The sequence below is a fragment of the Vibrio sp. YT-16 genome (genome assembly GCF_033337405.1).
Classification (GTDB): domain Bacteria; phylum Pseudomonadota; class Gammaproteobacteria; order Enterobacterales; family Vibrionaceae; genus Vibrio; species Vibrio alginolyticus.
This window is the reverse complement of sequence record NZ_JAWOQQ010000019.1, coordinates 1-18,645: the sequence shown is the minus strand read 5'-3', so window position 1 is coordinate 18,645 and position 18,645 is coordinate 1. Positions and strand designations below refer to the sequence as shown.

The 18,645-nt window shown below is 46.3% G+C and carries 13 protein-coding genes; 9 read left to right on the top strand and 4 right to left on the bottom strand.

The annotated features are described in order from the left end of the window. Positions 1 to 74: 74 nt before the first annotated feature. Positions 75 to 3,506 (bottom strand): PAS-domain containing protein, encoded by a 3,432-nt coding sequence (locus tag R7F07_RS21650; protein WP_171343369.1) that lies wholly within the window; start codon positions 3,504 to 3,506, stop codon positions 75 to 77. A 135-nt stretch (positions 3,507 to 3,641) separates the two neighbouring features. Next, the gene (locus R7F07_RS21645) at positions 3,642 to 4,829 is read right to left on the bottom strand and encodes a 3-phenylpropionate MFS transporter (protein ID WP_005382367.1); all 1,188 of its coding nucleotides are present in this window, start codon (positions 4,827 to 4,829) and stop codon (positions 3,642 to 3,644) included. A gap of 233 nt (positions 4,830 to 5,062) precedes the next feature. Here R7F07_RS21645 and R7F07_RS21640 point away from each other — a divergent pair, with 233 nt between their 5' ends. From R7F07_RS21640 to fis, 9 genes are all read left to right on the top strand, one after another. After that, positions 5,063 to 6,889, top strand: a complete 1,827-nt coding sequence (locus R7F07_RS21640; protein ID WP_171343368.1) for a DUF294 nucleotidyltransferase-like domain-containing protein — start codon at positions 5,063 to 5,065, stop codon at positions 6,887 to 6,889. Positions 6,890 to 6,922: 33 nt separating this feature from the next. Further along, a complete protein-coding gene (locus R7F07_RS21635) occupies positions 6,923 to 7,552 on the top strand; it encodes a 3'-5' exonuclease (RefSeq protein ID WP_025768818.1) in 630 nt (209 codons plus the stop codon). A 237-nt stretch (positions 7,553 to 7,789) separates the two neighbouring features. Next, positions 7,790 to 9,742, top strand: a complete 1,953-nt coding sequence (gene acs, locus R7F07_RS21630) for an acetate--CoA ligase (protein ID WP_171343367.1) — start codon at positions 7,790 to 7,792, stop codon at positions 9,740 to 9,742. 303 nt (positions 9,743 to 10,045) lie between these two features. Continuing rightward, a complete protein-coding gene (gene aroQ, locus R7F07_RS21625; protein ID WP_005382360.1) occupies positions 10,046 to 10,495 on the top strand; it encodes a type II 3-dehydroquinate dehydratase in 450 nt (149 codons plus the stop codon). Between the two features lie 61 nt (positions 10,496 to 10,556). Continuing rightward, on the top strand, positions 10,557 to 11,018 hold the full coding sequence (accB, locus tag R7F07_RS21620; protein WP_005386355.1) for an acetyl-CoA carboxylase biotin carboxyl carrier protein: 462 nt from the start codon (positions 10,557 to 10,559) through the stop codon (positions 11,016 to 11,018). A gap of 14 nt (positions 11,019 to 11,032) precedes the next feature. Beyond that, positions 11,033 to 12,376: an acetyl-CoA carboxylase biotin carboxylase subunit gene (gene accC / locus R7F07_RS21615; RefSeq protein WP_005382509.1), complete on the top strand. Its 1,344-nt coding sequence runs from the start codon at positions 11,033 to 11,035 to the stop codon at positions 12,374 to 12,376. A 165-nt stretch (positions 12,377 to 12,541) separates the two neighbouring features. Next, the gene (prmA, locus tag R7F07_RS21610) at positions 12,542 to 13,429 is read left to right on the top strand and encodes a 50S ribosomal protein L11 methyltransferase (protein WP_005382507.1); all 888 of its coding nucleotides are present in this window, start codon (positions 12,542 to 12,544) and stop codon (positions 13,427 to 13,429) included. A 139-nt stretch (positions 13,430 to 13,568) separates the two neighbouring features. Beyond that, on the top strand, positions 13,569 to 14,537 hold the full coding sequence (gene dusB, locus R7F07_RS21605) for a tRNA dihydrouridine synthase DusB (protein WP_005382505.1): 969 nt from the start codon (positions 13,569 to 13,571) through the stop codon (positions 14,535 to 14,537). Positions 14,538 to 14,560: 23 nt separating this feature from the next. Then, complete coding sequence (gene fis, locus R7F07_RS21600; RefSeq protein ID WP_000462885.1) at positions 14,561 to 14,857, top strand: DNA-binding transcriptional regulator Fis; 297 nt, start codon at positions 14,561 to 14,563, stop codon at positions 14,855 to 14,857. A gap of 74 nt (positions 14,858 to 14,931) precedes the next feature. On the opposite strand, the gene R7F07_RS21595 is transcribed toward fis, so the two are convergent. After that, positions 14,932 to 16,089 (bottom strand): MFS transporter, encoded by a 1,158-nt coding sequence (locus tag R7F07_RS21595; RefSeq protein ID WP_171343366.1) that lies wholly within the window; start codon positions 16,087 to 16,089, stop codon positions 14,932 to 14,934. After that, positions 16,086 to 17,657 carry an ABC-F family ATP-binding cassette domain-containing protein gene (locus R7F07_RS21590; RefSeq protein ID WP_171343365.1) on the bottom strand — a complete coding sequence of 524 codons (1,572 nt, stop codon included), beginning with the start codon at positions 17,655 to 17,657 and terminating at the stop codon, positions 16,086 to 16,088. Before R7F07_RS21590 ends, R7F07_RS21595 begins: the two co-directional genes overlap by 4 nt. Positions 17,658 to 18,645: the final 988 nt, after the last annotated feature.

The following is an 18,645-nucleotide window of genomic DNA, read 5'->3' as shown; positions in this document are numbered from 1 at the left end:
TCAACTAAGATTACAAACATCGAGACCTCCATTCGGAGGTCTCTTTTTATAGCGATTTTTCAAACACTCCAATCCTAAGCGACTCGATTGAGCACCGAACGCAGCTTAAGCGGCTTAACTGGCTTAGCAATAAAGCTGAACCCATTTGCTTTGATGCCATCAAGCATATCATCGGTACGATCTGCACTGATGATGACGCCTTCAAAGCTGTGGCCTAATCTCAGGCGGCATTGCTGTAGCACTTCTAAACCAGTACGACCATCATCAAGTCGGTAATCGGAGAAAATTACATCCGGAATCCAACCATCCTCAAGCGCTTGTAGACTTTCAACTAAATCAATCGCAACTCGTGTATCGCAACCCCATCGGGAAAGTAAGGTTTCCATGCCGACTAGAATGTCAGGCTCATTATCGACACATAGGATTCTCAGATGACCAAGTTCAGATTGCTTATTCATCGCCACGTGAACTGGATGAGGCTGAACATGATCAGCTTTATCTAGGGTGATGGAAAAAACACTGCCTTTTCCAACCCAAGAGCGCATCGAAATTTCATGCCCAAGTACCTGAGCAATTCCTTTCGAAATCGCCAAACCAAGTCCGAGACCTTGGTCGGAACGAACTTGAGTTCCGCGATTAAACTCTTCAAAAATCTCTTGCTGCTTCTCTTCTTCAATCCCCACTCCATTATCCCATACATCAATACGCACTCGCCCTTTCACGCGGCGAACACCGAGTGCGACTTTGCCATTCGGGTTATAACGAAACGCATTGGTCAGGAAGTTTTGCACCACACGGCGCAGCAGTTTGGGATCCGACTTAACCATGAGTGAGGACGGAATCATGGTGAACTCTATACCTTGCTGTTTGGCTAACGCACTAAACTCAGCATTCAAATTCGATAACACATCATTTAACGCAAAGCCATGCACGTTGACTTCCAACTTGCCCGATTCCAAACGCGAGATATCCAGCAAATCTCCAATTAAGTCTTCGGCAGCCTCTAAAGCACTTTCAATGTGTGCTGACAGCTTTTTGGCTTCGCTGTCTTTGGCGACTTCCGATAGTGAAGAAGCGAATAGACGCGCCGCGTTGAGCGGTTGCATCAAGTCATGGCTTACTGCCGCCAAGAACCGTGATTTGGACTTCGATTCCAAATCCGAGCGCTGCGTCGCTTCCACCAGTTGCTTGTTAAGTTGTTCTAATTCTCGAGTCCGCAGACGTACCCTTTCTTCCAATGTCTCGTTGGCGTCTTTCAGTGCTTGCTCTGCATCACGGAATACGGTGATGTCGGTAAAGCTCATCACAAAGCCACCACCTGGCATTGGGTTACCTTGCACCTCTATCACGCGACCATCGGGACGAACCCGAGAAGAGGTGTGCCGAGTCCCTTGCTCAAGGTGATAAACACGGCGACGGACGTGGTCATCAGGGTCACCAGGGCCACACAACCCCTGCTCTGCATTGTGCCGAATCACATCCGCAATCGGTCGACCTACTTGAATCAGGCCTGGCGGAAATTCAAAGAGTTCTAAATAGCGTTGGTTCCACGCTACCAAGCGTAGTTGCTTATCGACGACCGCAATACCTTGTCCAATATGCTCAATCGCGCCTTGGAGTAAACCCCGACTAAAATCGTACAGTTCAGAGGCTTCATCGACGATAGTCGCCACCTCTTCAAGCTGCATGTTTCTTCCTTGCAGAGCGGAAGTAAGCACTAACTTAGCAGAAGATGCACCAAATACCCCTGCCAGCACACGCTCCGTATGCCGAATCAGAGAAGATGGCGCTTGCTGATTCGGCATTAACTCTTCTCGTTGTTGGCTCCAGTAGGCTTGAAACGCCGCTTTAACTCGCGTTCGTCCTACAAATCTGGACGCTAGCATTTCCAGTTCTGCAACCGTAACGCGGCTCTGGTACAGACTCATATTTTCGCTTTCAGGCAACGGTGTACCAACGAATGATGCCGATTGTAAGCGCTCACTTAGGCTTGGTCGGGTAGCCATAGAAACCACAACAAAACACACTGCATTAGCGACCACACTGAGGATCATCCCCCAATCTGAAATCGCGATATCAAAGCTAGCCAATACCTCTGGTGGCGTAATCAACCAGATCAGGAAGTTATTACTGGCGTCTCCGGCAAGCATGTCTGTTTGGCTCATTAACGTAATCAACCAGGTAGCAAAACCCACCGCGAGGCCAACATACACACCTTTCTTATTCCCTTGACGCCAATACATACCGCCAACCAGCGCAGGAGCGAATTGCGTGATAGCCGCGAACGAGAGAAAGCCGATAGCAGAAAGTGAATGAATAGTGTCCAACGCTTGATAGAAACACCACGCACCAATCAACAAAACTAATATCAAACCACGGCGGATCCGCAGTAATAATTCAGAAAAATGGTGATGGTTACGCTGCGTCAGTCGCATGCGACGCAATAGCAATGGCATAACCAAGTCATTCGAGACCATGATCGCTAAGGCAATCGTCGATACGATAACCATGCCACTTGCCGCTGAAGTACCGCCTAAAAACGCAAGCAAGGCGATTTCACTCGCCCCTACCGACATCGGCACACTGATGACATAAGTATCAGGCGAAGCGCCACTCAAGAGACCTTGCCCTACCCACGCAATAGGTAAGACAAAAATCCCCATTAAGATCAGATAAATGGGGAACAACCAACGAGCCACATGCAAATCTTGAGCACGTTCATTTTCTACCACCATCGTATGGAATTGTCGCGGAAGGCAAACTATCGCCAGCATGGTCAGTACAGTATGAATCAATATAGTCGGGATATTTGGTGACTGATACGTCTGTGCGGCAACATCAATTAAGCTCAAATTCTCGGAGTTCATCGCCAACCAAACAATGAAGACACCAACCACTAAAAAAGCCAGCAGTTTGATAATGGATTCGAAGGCAATTGCCATCATCATCCCACGATGGTGTTCCGTGTTATCAATGTGGCGGGTACCGAATAGCATCGTAAAAATCGCCAATGCGACCACAACAAACCACGACACGCTATCGTTTTGATAACCAAAATCAGTAGCCAGCTCCGGAGCAATAATTTCAAGCCCCATAGTGATACCACGCAGCTGTAAAGCGATGTACGGCAAAATTCCCGCAACCGCTATGAGCGTAACAACCACGGCCAAACCTTGGGATTTACCGTAGCGTGCTCCGATAAAGTCAGCAATCGACGTGATGTGTTCCCGTTTAGCAATCAAAATAAGCCGAGCTAAAACGCGCCATCCGATGGTAAACACTAAAATGGGGGCAATATAGATGGGCAAGAAAGACCAAGGATTACTGCTGGCCTGCCCGACCGTGCCGTAGAAGGTCCATGATGTACAGTACACCGCAATGGAAAGACTATAAATCCAAGGCCGCCAGCGCGCTAGCCACCTTTTCTGAATGTCGCCGTACCACGCGATGATAAATAAAGCTCCCAAATACGCTAAAGAAACGGGAACCACCAGCCATCCTTGCATCCGATATCCTTTCTTGCCTTTCTTGCTACTTTTAAAGCAAGAGAATAAAAAAACCTCTCCATGAGGGAGAGGTTTCATTTAACACTGCTTTGATAAAGGAGACAAAGCTTAGTTTTTAACCTTTGTTACATAAGTCTAATTCTGAGTTTCAAGTGGCTTGTCTGATACATCAACCACCTGATGTGGGTCTTGTGAATCAAGCTTGATGAACAGAGCCAATAACCCCATCGCGGCCATGCCCCAGAACACAAGCGGTCCCCAGTGCTCATAACCCCAACCACTCAATACGGTCATTAACGCGATAAATGCGCCCAACGGAATCGCGTTATACAACGCTTGCAACGCTACGATCTTATTTTCTTCGGAGTTTTGGATATATTGGATCGCGGCAATGTGTGCGGTAGCGAAAGTCACACCATGTAGTAGTTGAACAATCACCAAAGCAATAATCGATGTTGTCGACGCCGTAATACCCCAACGCATCATTACACCAACGGCAGCAGCAATAAACAGCGCGCGTATTGACCAACCTACGAATAAGCGCTTACTCAGTGCAAACACTGCCACTTCTGCGGCCACTCCTAAGCTCCACAAGTAGCCAATGACATCTTCCGAGTGACCAGCGGCCTTCCAGTGAATCGCACTAAAGCCGTAGTAAGCCGCATGACTGCCCTGAATTAGTGACACCAACACTAAGAATTTTAGTATCGGCTTGTCAGTCAAAAGAGCGGTCAGCTTTGGACGTTCTGCGCTTTGCCCACCGTGCGTTACAGGCATTGGGTTAGTCGGTCGCATAGCAAACAGCAACGAGATAAACACGCCGAACATCGCAGTGTACAAGATCATATCGGAGCCAAATTCAGCCACCAAGTAGCCCACTGCCGTCGAGCCTGCGATAAAGGCGATCGAACCCCATAGCCGCGTGCGGCCATAATCGAGCATTTTCAGGCGAGCGTAGTAATTTGCCATCGCGTCCGACAACGGAATAATCGGTCCACAACAAAGATTGAACAACACTGTCGCTAGTGCCATTAACCAAAAGCTACCACCCGTAAAAAAGTGAAATCCAACAAAAAGGAGGGCAGCGAAACTCAACCAACGTAAAGCAGGCATAAGATGTTCGACTTTGTGTACTCGTGGGGTGATCACGATATTGGCAACACAACGTGTCGCAAGGCCTAACCCGACCAGCAAACCGATATCTGTCGAAGATACGCCCTGATCCTTAAACCAAAGTGACCAAAATGGCAGATACACGCCATACGCAAAGAAGAATCCGAGAAAGTACTGGGAAATCCAGCCATACGGAGAAGGTTTCAACATTACTAATATCCTAAAACGGGAACACCAACGTTCGAGCCGGGAATTATGGATCGCCATGCGTATTATAAAAAGGGAAGAATAAGAAACTTATCGTTTCCTCGATGGAATACTAACTTTGCGACATTTGGCATCTTCAAGCGAAAACATCGTAATTTAGACCAAAGTCGTCTGGCTTCCGGTAAGAAATTTGTCAGACTTAGAGAGTGTTCCTTCCATCATTATTGGGTGTTCTCATGCCTGACAAATTTAACATGCAATCTCCACCGTTCGATCGCTTAACTGAAGCACAACAAACGCGACTGCGATCGTCTCTGGACGTTGCCTACTATCGAGCTCGAGATGTTATTTTATCCTGCGGACAGAAGAACCCCCACTTACATATTCTGATCAAAGGCGCGGTAGAAGAGCGCTCCAACGATCAACAGGAAGTGTTCGCACATTATGCCAACGACGATATGTTCGATGTACGCTCGTTACTTGAAGACAAGGTACGTCATCACTACATCGCGCTTGAGGACACGCTCTCTTACCTACTGCCGAAAGAAGTTTTCCTTGCCCTTTACAACGAAAATGGCCAGTTTGCAGCCTATTTCGATAACAATTTATCGAAACGGCAAGAGCTCATCGAAGCGGCCCATCAACAGCAAAACTTAGCGGAGTTTATTCTCACTAAAGTTGACCGCAGTATTTATCACCCACCGATGATCCTTGAACCAAATACACCAATTAACGAGGTAACACGTTCCTTAAAAGAGAATGGGATTGACGCTGCATTGGTTCAACTCCATAGCGATGATCCACGATTGGAAAAATGGCCATCAGCCCACCCGTACGCAATAGTGACTCGTACTAATATGCTGCATTCTGTGATGTTGGATGGTTGCGCGCTCGACACACCAGTGGGTGAGATCGCTAGCTTTCCTGTTTATCACGTTGATGATGGTGACTTTCTATTCAACGCCATGATCACAATGACCAGAAACAGAATGAAACGCCTCATGGTATGTGAAGGCAACAGAGCCGTTGGCATGCTGGATATGACCCAAATTCTTAGCGCGTTCTCAACCCACTCTCACGTGTTAACGCTCAGTATTGCTCGAGCAAGCAGCGTGGAAGAGCTCACTTTGGCCTCAAACCGCCAACGTCAATTGGTCGAGAGCTTATTGAAAAACGGCATCCGCACTCGCTTCATCATGGAGCTTATCTCAGCCGTAAATGAACAAATTATCGAGAAAGCGTTCGAGTTAGTGATACCACCAGCCTTGCACGACCATTGTTGCTTGATCGTACTCGGCTCTGAAGGCCGAGGAGAGCAAATTCTCAAAACCGATCAAGACAATGCCCTGATTATTCAAGATGGTCTGGAATGGCCTCATTGCGAACAAGTGATGCAATCCTTCACACACACCCTACAACAGCTCGGTTATCCACTTTGCCCTGGCAAAGTGATGGTTAACAACCCGAAGTGGGTCAAAACACAGCAAGAATGGATAAGCACCCTAAACCACTGGATAGCTAAAGCCGAACCAGAACAAATCATGGACTTAGCCATTTTCAGTGACGCCCATGCTGTTGCTGGGAATTGCGAGCTGCTGGCTCCAATTGCGGCGCATCTTCGTGACACAATGAAAGATCGCATGTTGATATTGTCTGATTTTACTCGCCCTGCCTTGCAGTTTTCTGTGCCCCTAACTCTATTTGGCAACGTAAAAAGTGCTAAAGACGGATTGGACATTAAACGCGGCGGTATTTTCCCAATTGTACACGGCATTCGCACCTTGTCTTTGGAATATGCCATTGAGGAGAAGAACACGTTTGAGCGCATTGAAGCTCTGAGAAATAAGCGCATCTTAGAACCCGAAACAGCAGATAATCTCAACGAAGCACTAAAATTGTTCTTTAAACTTCGCCTTAATCAGCAACTCAAAAAGCAAGAAGCGTTGAATAACATTGATATTAAACAACTGGATAGAACTGAGCGTGATTTGCTTCGCCACGGCTTACATGTGGTGAAGAAATTTAAGCAATTTTTAGGCTTCCATTATCAAATTCGTGATTAACCCTGATTTTCATAAATCACAGAGGCGTAAGCAATGAACTGGTTACAACGCAAATACTGGTACTACAAATTGAAAGGTTCGCCTTATCAGTCGCTGTTTTGCACGCCAGATAAAACAGAATACGTCTCTCTTGACTGCGAAACCACCAGCCTTGACCCAAATCGCGCCGAGCTGGTGACTATTGCAGCCACCAAGATCATCGACAACCGCATCATCACCAGTCAACCATTTGAAGTCCGCTTACGCGCGCCGCAATCGCTCGACTCAGGCTCGGTCAAGATCCATCGAATTCGCCACCAAGACTTAGTCGATGGCATCAGTGAAAAAGAGGCGCTGCTCGAGCTGCTCGACTTTATCGGCAACCGACCACTTGTGGGCTATCACATTCGTTACGATAAAAAGATCTTAGACCTTGCTTGTCTGCGGCAACTTGGCTTCCCACTTCCTAACCCACTCATCGAGGTCAGTCAGATTTATCACGATAAGTTGGAACGACATTTGCCGAATGCCTACTTCGACTTAAGTCTGGATGCCATTTGTAAACACCTCGAACTTCCTATCCAAGACAAACACGACGCCTTGCAAGACGCGATTTCTGCCGCTTTGGTCTTTGTCCGCTTAACGAAAGGCGATTTACCCAACCTAACCGCGCCGTATACATAAAAATCAGTTGACCTAGCTCCCAGAAATACTTTTGTTTCAGCGATTTCCCGGCGCTTCCATCACTCTCATCCTAAAGTCTAATTGTGGAAATACGCGCGGTGACTGACAGTTATAAGCACAACGTCGTCATTACCACGACCAAGTTATTTAGAACCAAAAAACAGCCCTACAAAAATATATTCAAAATCTTATCTAGATTGGTGTAAGGCCGAGAAATAAGGCACAAGGAGAGAAGCCATGAGCGAAGCCCACGTTTATCCGGTAAAAGAAAATATTAAAACTCATACACACGCGGATAATGATACTTACTTAGCTATGTATCAGCAGTCGGTAACCGATCCAGAGGGCTTCTGGAACGAACACGGCAAAATCGTTGATTGGATCAAACCTTTCACCAAAGTAAAAAGCACTTCTTTCGACACTGGCCATGTTGATATTCGCTGGTTTGAAGATGGCACACTGAACGTCTCGGCTAACTGTATTGACCGTCATCTTGCAGAACACGGGGATAACGTCGCCATCATTTGGGAAGGCGATGATCCAGCCGACGACAAAACACTCACTTTCAACGAACTGCACAAAGAAGTGTGTAAATTCTCCAACGCATTGAAAGAGCAAGGCGTACGCAAGGGCGACGTGGTGTGTCTATACATGCCAATGGTGCCAGAAGCTGCAGTGGCTATGCTCGCTTGTACCCGTATTGGTGCGGTTCACACCGTAGTATTTGGCGGTTTCTCACCAGAAGCGCTATCCGGCCGTATCATCGACTCTGACGCTAAAGTCGTGATCACCGCTGACGAAGGCGTACGTGGCGGACGCGCTGTTCCACTGAAAAAGAACGTGGATGAGGCACTAACCAACCCAGACGTGAAAACCATCAGTAAAGTCGTCGTGCTTAAACGTACAGGTGGTGATGTTGAATGGCATGAACACCGTGATGTTTGGTGGCACGAAGCAACAGCCAACGTTTCTGACGTTTGCCCACCAGAAGAGATGAAAGCCGAAGACCCGCTGTTCATCCTCTACACATCTGGCTCGACAGGTAAACCTAAAGGCGTACTACATACTACAGGCGGTTACCTCGTCTACGCGGCAATGACCTTTAAATATGTCTTCGATTATCAACCAGGTGAAACCTTCTGGTGTACCGCGGATGTGGGCTGGATTACAGGCCATACTTACCTAATTTATGGTCCACTAGCGAACGGGGCCAAAACCATTCTGTTTGAAGGTGTTCCAAACTACCCAAGCACGGCTCGTATGAGTGAAGTGGTTGATAAGCACCAAGTGAACATTCTCTACACTGCGCCAACCGCTATTCGTGCACTAATGGCAAAAGGTAACGAAGCGGTAGCAGGGACATCTCGTTCAAGCTTACGTGTGATGGGTTCAGTAGGTGAGCCTATCAACCCTGAAGCGTGGGAGTGGTACTACAAAACGATTGGTAACGAGAGCTCGCCTATCGTTGATACTTGGTGGCAAACAGAGACCGGCGGTATCTTAATTGCACCACTACCAGGCGCAACAGACTTAAAACCAGGCTCAGCAACTCGACCATTCTTCGGAGTCCAACCTGCACTGGTTGATAACATGGGCAACATCATTGAAGAAACCGCAGCAGAAGGTAACTTGGTGATCCTTGATTCATGGCCAGGTCAGATGCGTACTGTTTATGGCGACCACGAACGCTTTGAACAGACCTACTTCTCAACCTTCAAGGGAATGTACTTTACTAGTGATGGGGCTCGTCGTGACGAAGACGGTTACTACTGGATCACGGGCCGTGTTGATGACGTACTAAACGTGTCGGGTCACCGCATGGGTACCGCTGAAATAGAATCGGCTCTTGTCGCACATCATAAAATTGCTGAGGCCGCTATTGTGGGCATTCCGCATGATATCAAAGGCCAAGCTATCTACGCTTACATTACCTTGAACGATGGTGAATTCCCGTCAGCAGAGCTACACAAAGAAGTGAAAGATTGGGTGCGTAAAGAGATTGGTCCAATTGCAACACCAGATGTACTGCACTGGACGGATTCCTTACCGAAGACTCGTTCTGGTAAGATCATGCGTCGAATCCTGCGTAAAATTGCAACGGGTGATACCAGCAACCTCGGAGACACATCAACGCTTGCCGATCCGAGCGTTGTAGATAAACTTATCGCAGAGAAAGCAGAATTGGCATAAATTCAACCAACTGTTTTAAAAGCACTTTAAAAACCGCCATCACTCATGGCGGTTTTTTGCTTTAGTGCACAAATTGGCCACACAAAAAATATGGCAATTATGTTGTTTTTGTTAACTTGGTTACAGAAACGAGAGTGGCTATTAGGAGATTAGACCAGTAAATTGCTGCTAATTGCTATGAATTAGCTATAATCTTGGTCGATTTTTTAAAATTTGCTCGGTTTTAACAAAAAAATCGTGCTGAACTATCGTATATTTGGGAATATAAACGTTCCACTCACGATAAGGGAAGATAGCAACACAATGTCTGCAAAGTCACGGATTCTTGTTCTAAACGGACCAAATCTTAATCTATTGGGTCTGCGCGAACCGACACACTATGGTCACAGTACCTTAGCTCAAGTTGTGGATACTCTTACAGAGCAAGCCCATAACGCTGGGGTAGAACTGGAACACCTACAATCAAATCGTGAGTACGAACTGATTGAAGCCATTCACGCTGCCTATGGCAAGATTGACTTCATCATCATCAATCCAGCGGCTTTCACTCATACTAGTGTGGCGCTGCGAGATGCATTACTTGGCGTCGCCATCCCATTTATTGAGGTGCACTTATCAAATGTGCACGCACGTGAACCATTCCGTCATCACTCTTACCTGTCAGATAAAGCAGAGGGTGTGATTTGCGGTTTAGGCGCACAAGGTTATGAATTTGCTCTGTCTGCAGCGATCAATAAGCTACAGGCAAAGTAACCCTAACACTCTGCAACCCTACGAGGGTTGTCTTAATCACAAGATAAAAGAGAAAGAAAAGATGGATATTCGTAAAATCAAGAAGCTAATTGAGTTAGTTGAAGAGTCTGGCATTGCTGAGCTAGAGATCTCTGAAGGTGAAGAGTCAGTGCGCATCAGCCGTCATGGCACTGCAGCCCCTCAAGCACCAATTCACTACGCAGCAGCTCCAGCGGCGGCACCTGCTCCAGTAGCAGCGGCACCAGTAGCGGAAGCGCCAGCAGCAGAAGCTCCAGCAGCAACACCTGCAGGTCACCAAGTTCTTTCTCCAATGGTTGGTACTTTCTACCGCTCTCCAAGCCCAGACTCTAAAGCATTCGTAGAAGTGGGTCAGAAAGTAAATGCTGGCGATACTCTATGTATTGTTGAAGCAATGAAAATGATGAACCAAATCGAAGCGGACAAATCTGGCGTTGTTACAGCAATCCTAGCTGAAGACGGCCAACCAGTTGAATTCGACCAACCTCTTGTTGTAATCGAATAAGCGGGGCTTGCCTTATGCTAGACAAAGTAGTCATCGCGAACCGAGGTGAAATTGCACTTCGTATTCTTCGCGCTTGTAAAGAATTAGGTATTAAGACCGTCGCTGTTCACTCGACAGCTGACCGCGATCTTAAGCACGTACTGCTCGCAGACGAAACCGTATGTATCGGCCCTGCTCGTGGTATCGACAGCTACCTAAACATTCCACGCATCATTTCTGCAGCAGAAGTGACTGGTGCTGTGGCTATCCACCCAGGTTACGGCTTCCTGTCTGAGAACGCAGACTTCGCAGAGCAAGTTGAGCGCAGTGGTTTCATCTTCGTTGGTCCAAAGGCAGACACTATCCGCCTAATGGGCGATAAAGTATCTGCTATCAATGCAATGAAGAAAGCAGGCGTTCCTTGTGTACCGGGTTCTGACGGCCCTCTAGACAATGACGAAGAGAAAAACAAAGCATTTGCTAAGCGCATTGGTTACCCAGTAATCATCAAAGCATCTGGCGGCGGCGGCGGTCGTGGTATGCGTGTTGTTCGCGCAGAGAAAGACCTTATCCAAGCCATTGCAATGACACGTGCTGAAGCAAAAGCGGCGTTCAACAATGACATGGTTTACATGGAGAAATTCCTAGAAAACCCTCGTCACGTTGAAGTTCAGGTTATTGCTGACGGTCAAGGCGGCGCAATCCACCTTGGTGAGCGTGACTGTTCAATGCAACGTCGTCACCAAAAAGTAGTGGAAGAAGCTCCAGCACCTGGTATCACAGAAGAAATGCGTAAGTACATCGGTGAACGCTGTACTCGTGCATGTATCGAGATCGGTTACCGCGGCGCAGGTACGTTTGAATTCCTATACGAGAACGGTGAGTTCTACTTCATCGAAATGAACACTCGTATTCAGGTAGAGCACCCAGTAACAGAGATGGTTACTGGCATCGACCTAATCAAAGAACAGCTTCGTGTTGCAGCGGGTCAGCCTCTGTCATTCACTCAAGATGATATTAAGATCCGTGGCCATGCGATTGAGTGTCGTATCAACGCAGAAGACCCTGAGCGCTTCCTACCATCTCCGGGTAAGATCGAGCGTTTCCACGCTCCTGGCGGTATGGGTGTACGTTGGGAATCTCATATCTACACAGGCTACACAGTACCACCTCATTACGATTCAATGATTGGTAAACTGATCACTTACGGTGAGAACCGTGATGTAGCGATTGCACGTATGAAAAACGCACTGGGTGAGATGATCATCGAAGGCATCAAAACTAACGTGCCACTGCAATTCTCCATTATGAATGACGAAAACTTCCAACACGGTGGTGCAAACATCCACTACCTAGAGAAGAAGCTTGGCTTACAATAAGCCTAAGCAAACGTCTTAAAAAATGCCCACTCCCGTGGGCATTTTTGTTTTATATGTACGCAAAGGGCTCAACATATAAATCGGCTTATTTGGGTATATACTCAAACAAATCGTAGAGTTCTGGTAAACTCTGCGCCACTTCATTCACTTTAAGAGCAAAAACCAATGCCTTGGATTCAAATCAAACTCAACGCGACCAATGAAAACGCTGAGCAAATCGGCGATATGCTAATGGAAGAGACTGGCGCGCTGTCTGTTACATTCTTAGACGCGCAGGATACACCTGTATTCGAACCTCTACCTGGCGAAACTCGCTTATGGGGCGATACTGATATTCTGGCACTGTATGATGCAGAAGCAGACACTAACTTCATCATCGACCAAATTAAAGCGAGCAATATGCTGGCTGACAATTTTGCTTACAAAGTAGAACAGCTTGAAGATAAAGACTGGGAACGCGAATGGATGGAAAACTTCCACCCAATGAAATTTGGTGAACGCTTATGGATTTGTCCAAGCTGGCGCGACATTCCAGATCCTGACGCTGTTAATGTTATGTTGGATCCAGGCCTTGCATTCGGTACGGGTACTCACCCTACAACAGCACTTTGTCTTGAGTGGCTAGAAAGCATGGACTTAAGCGGTAAGACCGTTATCGACTTCGGTTGTGGCTCAGGTATTCTTGCGATCGCAGCGATCAAACTGGGCGCTGAAAAAGTGATAGGGATCGACATTGATCCTCAAGCCCTGCTTGCTTCAAAAGACAATGCTGAGCGTAATGGCGTTGCAGACAAACTAGAAGTTTACTTACCGCAAAATCAACCAGAAGGTCTCGTCGCTGACGTCGTTGTGGCCAACATCCTTGCGGGACCTTTACGTGAACTTGCACCTATCATCAAAGGACTAGTTAAGCCAAATGGCGACCTTGCAATGTCTGGCGTATTAGACACTCAAGCTGAAGATGTTGCGAACTATTACCGTGACGAGCTTCACATTGACCCGATTGTTGAGCAAAGTGAATGGTGTCGCATCTCTGGTCGTAAGCAAGGCTAGACAAGGTTTTCAGAGCTAATTGTTTGAAATTCATACAATTTACAAAAACAATTTGTAAATGCTCAAATATTAGTCTTTTCACGCAGTGAAAAAATGCGTAAAATGCGCGCCCTTGCTGGTACAGAACTGTGATGACGTTTTGAAAATCGGAAACTATCAACTTAAGAACAATCTAATCGTAGCCCCTATGGCTGGTGTAACGGATAGACCGTTTCGCGAGTTGTGTCTTCGCTATGGTGCGGGAATGGCCGTCAGTGAAATGATGTCTGCTAACCCAAAACTATGGGGAACGTCAAAGTCGAAACAGCGCATGGTACACGAGGGCGAATCGGGCATTCGCTCTGTACAGATTGCGGGTTCCGATCCACAGCTTATGGCGGACGCAGCTCAATTCAGTGTTGAGAACGGTGCACAAATCATCGACATCAACATGGGCTGCCCGGCAAAAAAAGTGAATAAGAAGCTAGCGGGCTCTGCTCTGCTTCAATACCCAAACATTATCGAAGAGATTTTGAAAGCGGTCGTGAATGCAGTGGACGTTCCTGTAACGTTAAAGACTCGAACTGGCTGGGATACAGACAACAAGAACTGTGTCCAGATCGCTAAATTAGCCGAAAACTGCGGCATACAAGCTCTTGCTCTGCATGGCAGAACGAAAGCATGTATGTACAAAGGTGAGGCCGAATATGACAGCATTAAAGCGGTAAAAGAGGCGATTTCAATTCCGGTTATCGCGAACGGTGATATCGATAGCCCGGAGAAAGCCAAATTTGTACTGGAGTACACCGGTGCGGACGCTTTAATGATTGGACGCCCTGCCCAGGGTCGTCCTTGGATTTTCCAGGAAATCCATCACTATTTGGAAAACGGCACCACAATGGAGGAACTTCCAACTGAGGAAGTGAAAACCATTATGCTTGGTCATGTAAATGCTCTGCATGAGTTTTATGGGGAGTTCTTAGGTCCACGTATCGCGCGCAAGCACGTTGGGTGGTACCTGAAAGAGCATGAACAGGCAAGTGAGTTTCGCCGTACCTTCAACGCTATCGACGCAGCTCCGCTGCAAATTGAGGCGTTAGAAGGTTATTTTGATAACGTTGCATCATAATTAAGAGAAGAGCTAGACCGAATATGTTCGAACAAAATCTGACTTCAGAAGCATTAACAGTAACTACAGTAACGTCACAAGACCAGATTACTCAGAAGCCTTTACGTGACTCTGTTAAAGCGTCTCTTAAAAACTACCTTGCTCAACTAAACGGCCAGGAAGTAACAGAACTATACGAATTAGTTCTAGCTGAAGTTGAACAGCCACTACTAGATACTATCATGCAGTACACTCGCGGTAACCAAACTCGCGCAGCAACTATGATGGGTATCAACCGCGGTACTCTTCGCAAGAAACTTAAGAAATACGGCATGAACTAAGACCGTTTTTCAAAAAGTATTTGGAACAAGCCGTTACCTTTTTAGGTAACGGCTTTTCTTTATCTACTAAAACACTACGAATAACGCTCACTTTGTTCAGTATTACCAACTGGCTTTAAGATAACTACTGCTGAGCCAAACAATAGGAAAGCCACGAAAGCGACCCATTCATTGCCTACAGAATACGCGAAGCCCGCCAAGGCAGACCAAATCGCGACACCAAAGTGCATCATACTCATTCCAGAAGACATTAACACACCTCGATATTCATCAGATAAGCTTGCGATATGTGCTTGTAATGCCGGAGAACCAACCCCTCCAGCAAGAGACCAGAGCACTAGAGCTGGAAGATAAGCGGTAACCGTACTCATCTCACTTGAGAACACCCATGCACTGCAAGGTATGCACACCATTAAAGCCACTCGCATAACAGCTCGAGAGCTACCAAGCCAACGGCAAGCTCTCCCCACGCACATATTTCCAACCACACTCACGATCCCTAGAGCAGCATAAATAGCGCCCACCCAACCGAGCGCCAACTCGCTGGTATCTCGAATATGAAGACCTATCAGGTTAAATACACCAATACCTCCCCCTAGGCCTAAACACATCGCTAGAATCGCCCTCAACGCGCATGGAAGATGAATGACGTCTGTGATAGGTGGCAGAGTATCTGACTTCTTGGACTCATTATGCTTGTTGTTCATGGACACTACGCTCATGGCACCGACAAAGAGAGCCGCCACGCCCAAAATAATAAAAGCGGCACGCCATGATAAAAGCTGGGTCAACAATGCTCCGATCGCCGGGCTAGTTATCATACCTAGCGTTAATCCCGCCTGAACCATCACAATTTGACGCATCGCTCTATTACCCTTCGCGTCTCCCGCTAACGCGAATGCAATTGGTAACATGCCTGCACTTGCAATACCAGTGATCACTCGAGTTGCAATAGCAAGTTCAAAATCATGAACTATGCCCGTCGTAATAGACGCAACCCCAAATACAAAGCAAGCAGGCACCATGATACGAATACGCCCAACTCGGTCTGATAAACGGCCCAAGTAAGGAGCGCAAATTGCTATGGCTAAACTATATGCCGTAATAAATAAGGTAACCTGACTCGGTTGAACACTTAAATCATTTCCGATGGGTTCAAGAATAGATCCAAGCATCAACTCATCAGCACCAACAAGAAAAGCAACGAGAAATAGGATCATGGACTGCATCATAGCTCCACCTCCTGTTCTGTTTTCGATTCAGCACAAGTGAGCAACGAAATATCTAAAACTCTATCAGGCCAAGATTGCAAAAATGCCTTCTCATGAGATACCACAATCACGCTACCGGAAAAGCGCTGGAGAGCCTCTTTAAGCGCATTTTTGCTGCTGCTATCCAAATGTGTTGTTGGTTCGTCCAACAGCAAAACATTGCATTTCTGAACCGATAAACAACACAGTTTCACCCGAGTTTGCTCACCACCGCTCAATGTATCTAAGTGGCGCTGCGTCTTATCCCCCGTGATCCCAAAGCGAGCTAATAGCTTGCGTGACTCTTTGCTTGAGATTGTTGGCGCACAAGAGCACAGCTCCTGTTCAGGCGTGTTCTGAGGATGGCGCCAAGACAAATCTTGAGAAAAATAACCAATCATTGCACCTTTTGCCAATACCACCTCACCAGAGAGTGGCTCGATCTTCCCCTTCAGGGTTTTAAGTAAGGTCGACTTACCCACGCCGTTAAAGCCAGCAACAACCAACTTTTCCCCGCGCGCTAACGTGATATCAAATACTGGAAGCAGAGGCTGCTGATAACCGATCATCAACGCTTTTGCCTCAACCACATTCGGTTGCTCAATGGGCTGGTAAGCAAAGTCAAACGTCGATACTTTCTCTACATGATTCAGTTGAATACGTTCGATTTTATCCAGTCTCTTCTTACGCCCTTTAGCAAGACTGGCGTTAACTCCTGCACCATTTTGGGCAATAAATTTCTCTAACTTTCGAATTTCACTTTGCTGAGCCTTATATTGCTTTTCTAATAAAGCACCGTCGTGCTGCTTTTGCTGCATTGCTTTGACATAAGTACCGCTGTATTTTCGAACCGTTTGATAATCAATATCACAAACACTGGTCGCTACTTGATTAAGGAAATCAATATCATGAGAAACCAGTAAAACGGTGCCAATGTAATCATTGAGAAACGCGACTAGCCATTCAATGTGCGAAGCATCAAGATAGTTTGTCGGCTCATCAAGAATTAACACATCGGGGTTGCGAAGTAACAACTTGCCTAAAAGGACTTTGTGTCTTTGACCACCACTTAGCGAGACAAGCGGTGTATCTAAGCCAAATTGATAAATACCAAGACCTACAGCAACTCGTTCAATTTTGGTATTAATTGCATAGAAGTCTTCATCTTCTAAATATGCCTGTAGCCGAGCGACTTGGCTTAAAAGAGATGTAGAGTGAGACTCGGTCATCGCCTGATACAAAGTCCAAAGCTTCTGCTCGGCAGCGTATAAGTTCTCAAAAGCACTCTTTAAGCATTCATAAACCGTCAGCGCATTATCCATCTTAAAATGTTGCTCTAAATACCCCACCTCAAGGTTTGGTAACCAGTCAATGCAGCCCTTATCTGCAGATAATTCACCAATAAGCAATTTTAATAAGGTGCTTTTTCCAACGCCATTCGCTCCAGTGATACCTATTTTCTCTCCCACGTTAATACGAAAGGTCACGTTGTTGTATAATGTCTTATCGGCTATCTGATAAGACAAATTTTTAACTTGTAAAATACTCATGTTTTCAACCAAATAAAAAAGGGCCGGTGATCAATACCGGCCCTTATTTCAATACTGGGTAATGCTTTGTAGCTGCTTAACAGATACAAAAAGGCCGATGATGAAATATCACCGGCCATCTCTTCTCTTTTATCAGGTGTAGAGACGCCTGCGTATAACTTCAGCGAAGCTACCCACACATAAAACACCTGATGAAGATTAATTTAAGACTCCGAGCAACACTTCATCGCGTTTTTTGCACGGAGTTCAGCCTTCTTACAAAGCTTTTAAACAAGAGATATAACATGATTTACTGTCGAAAAACACTCGATGTGAAGCGTACACCTTTAGAATAAAAAGTACCAGATAATTATTAAAACTATCGTGACTTACACGAAGGTCCACTGAAAGAAGACTTTTCCTCAGTCAATGTGCTAGGTGAACGACTTACTCAGCAAACACAACTATGAGAGCACCTATACCGCTCACGTTATACGAATGTAGTGGTGGCTTTGTAGGTTGGAGAGGGTTAGAGGGAAGAAGTAGCGAATACACTTTAAGACACTAGCTTAAATAGATCGACAAAACAAAATCCATGTTTGGAAAGTTTTAAATGCGCTGAGTTTATATTAATAAGCGCCTATGGCTAAATCAAAACATCTAAAGCAGAGAAATCTCCCCCGAAAATAACATAACCTAGTGAATAAATTTTCCAGGTAATAATAAAGGAAGCTTTGGTAAGTAAGCATAAGGGCTGAGAACTAGCGCTCGATACTAGGACCCGGTTCAGTAGAAACCACACAAAACTGAGTTCCACTTCACTCATAACAGGGCTTAGAAAGCATCGCCAGAGGGAAGCCTGCCTCTAGATGCAAGGTTTCAATATGAAAGTGGGTTTAAGGTAAGTCAGGTAACCAAAACGAAAAAAGCCCCAGTCTTTCGACTGAGGCTTAATATAAGTGGCGGAGTGGACGGGACTCGAACCCGCGACCCCCGGCGTGACAGGCCG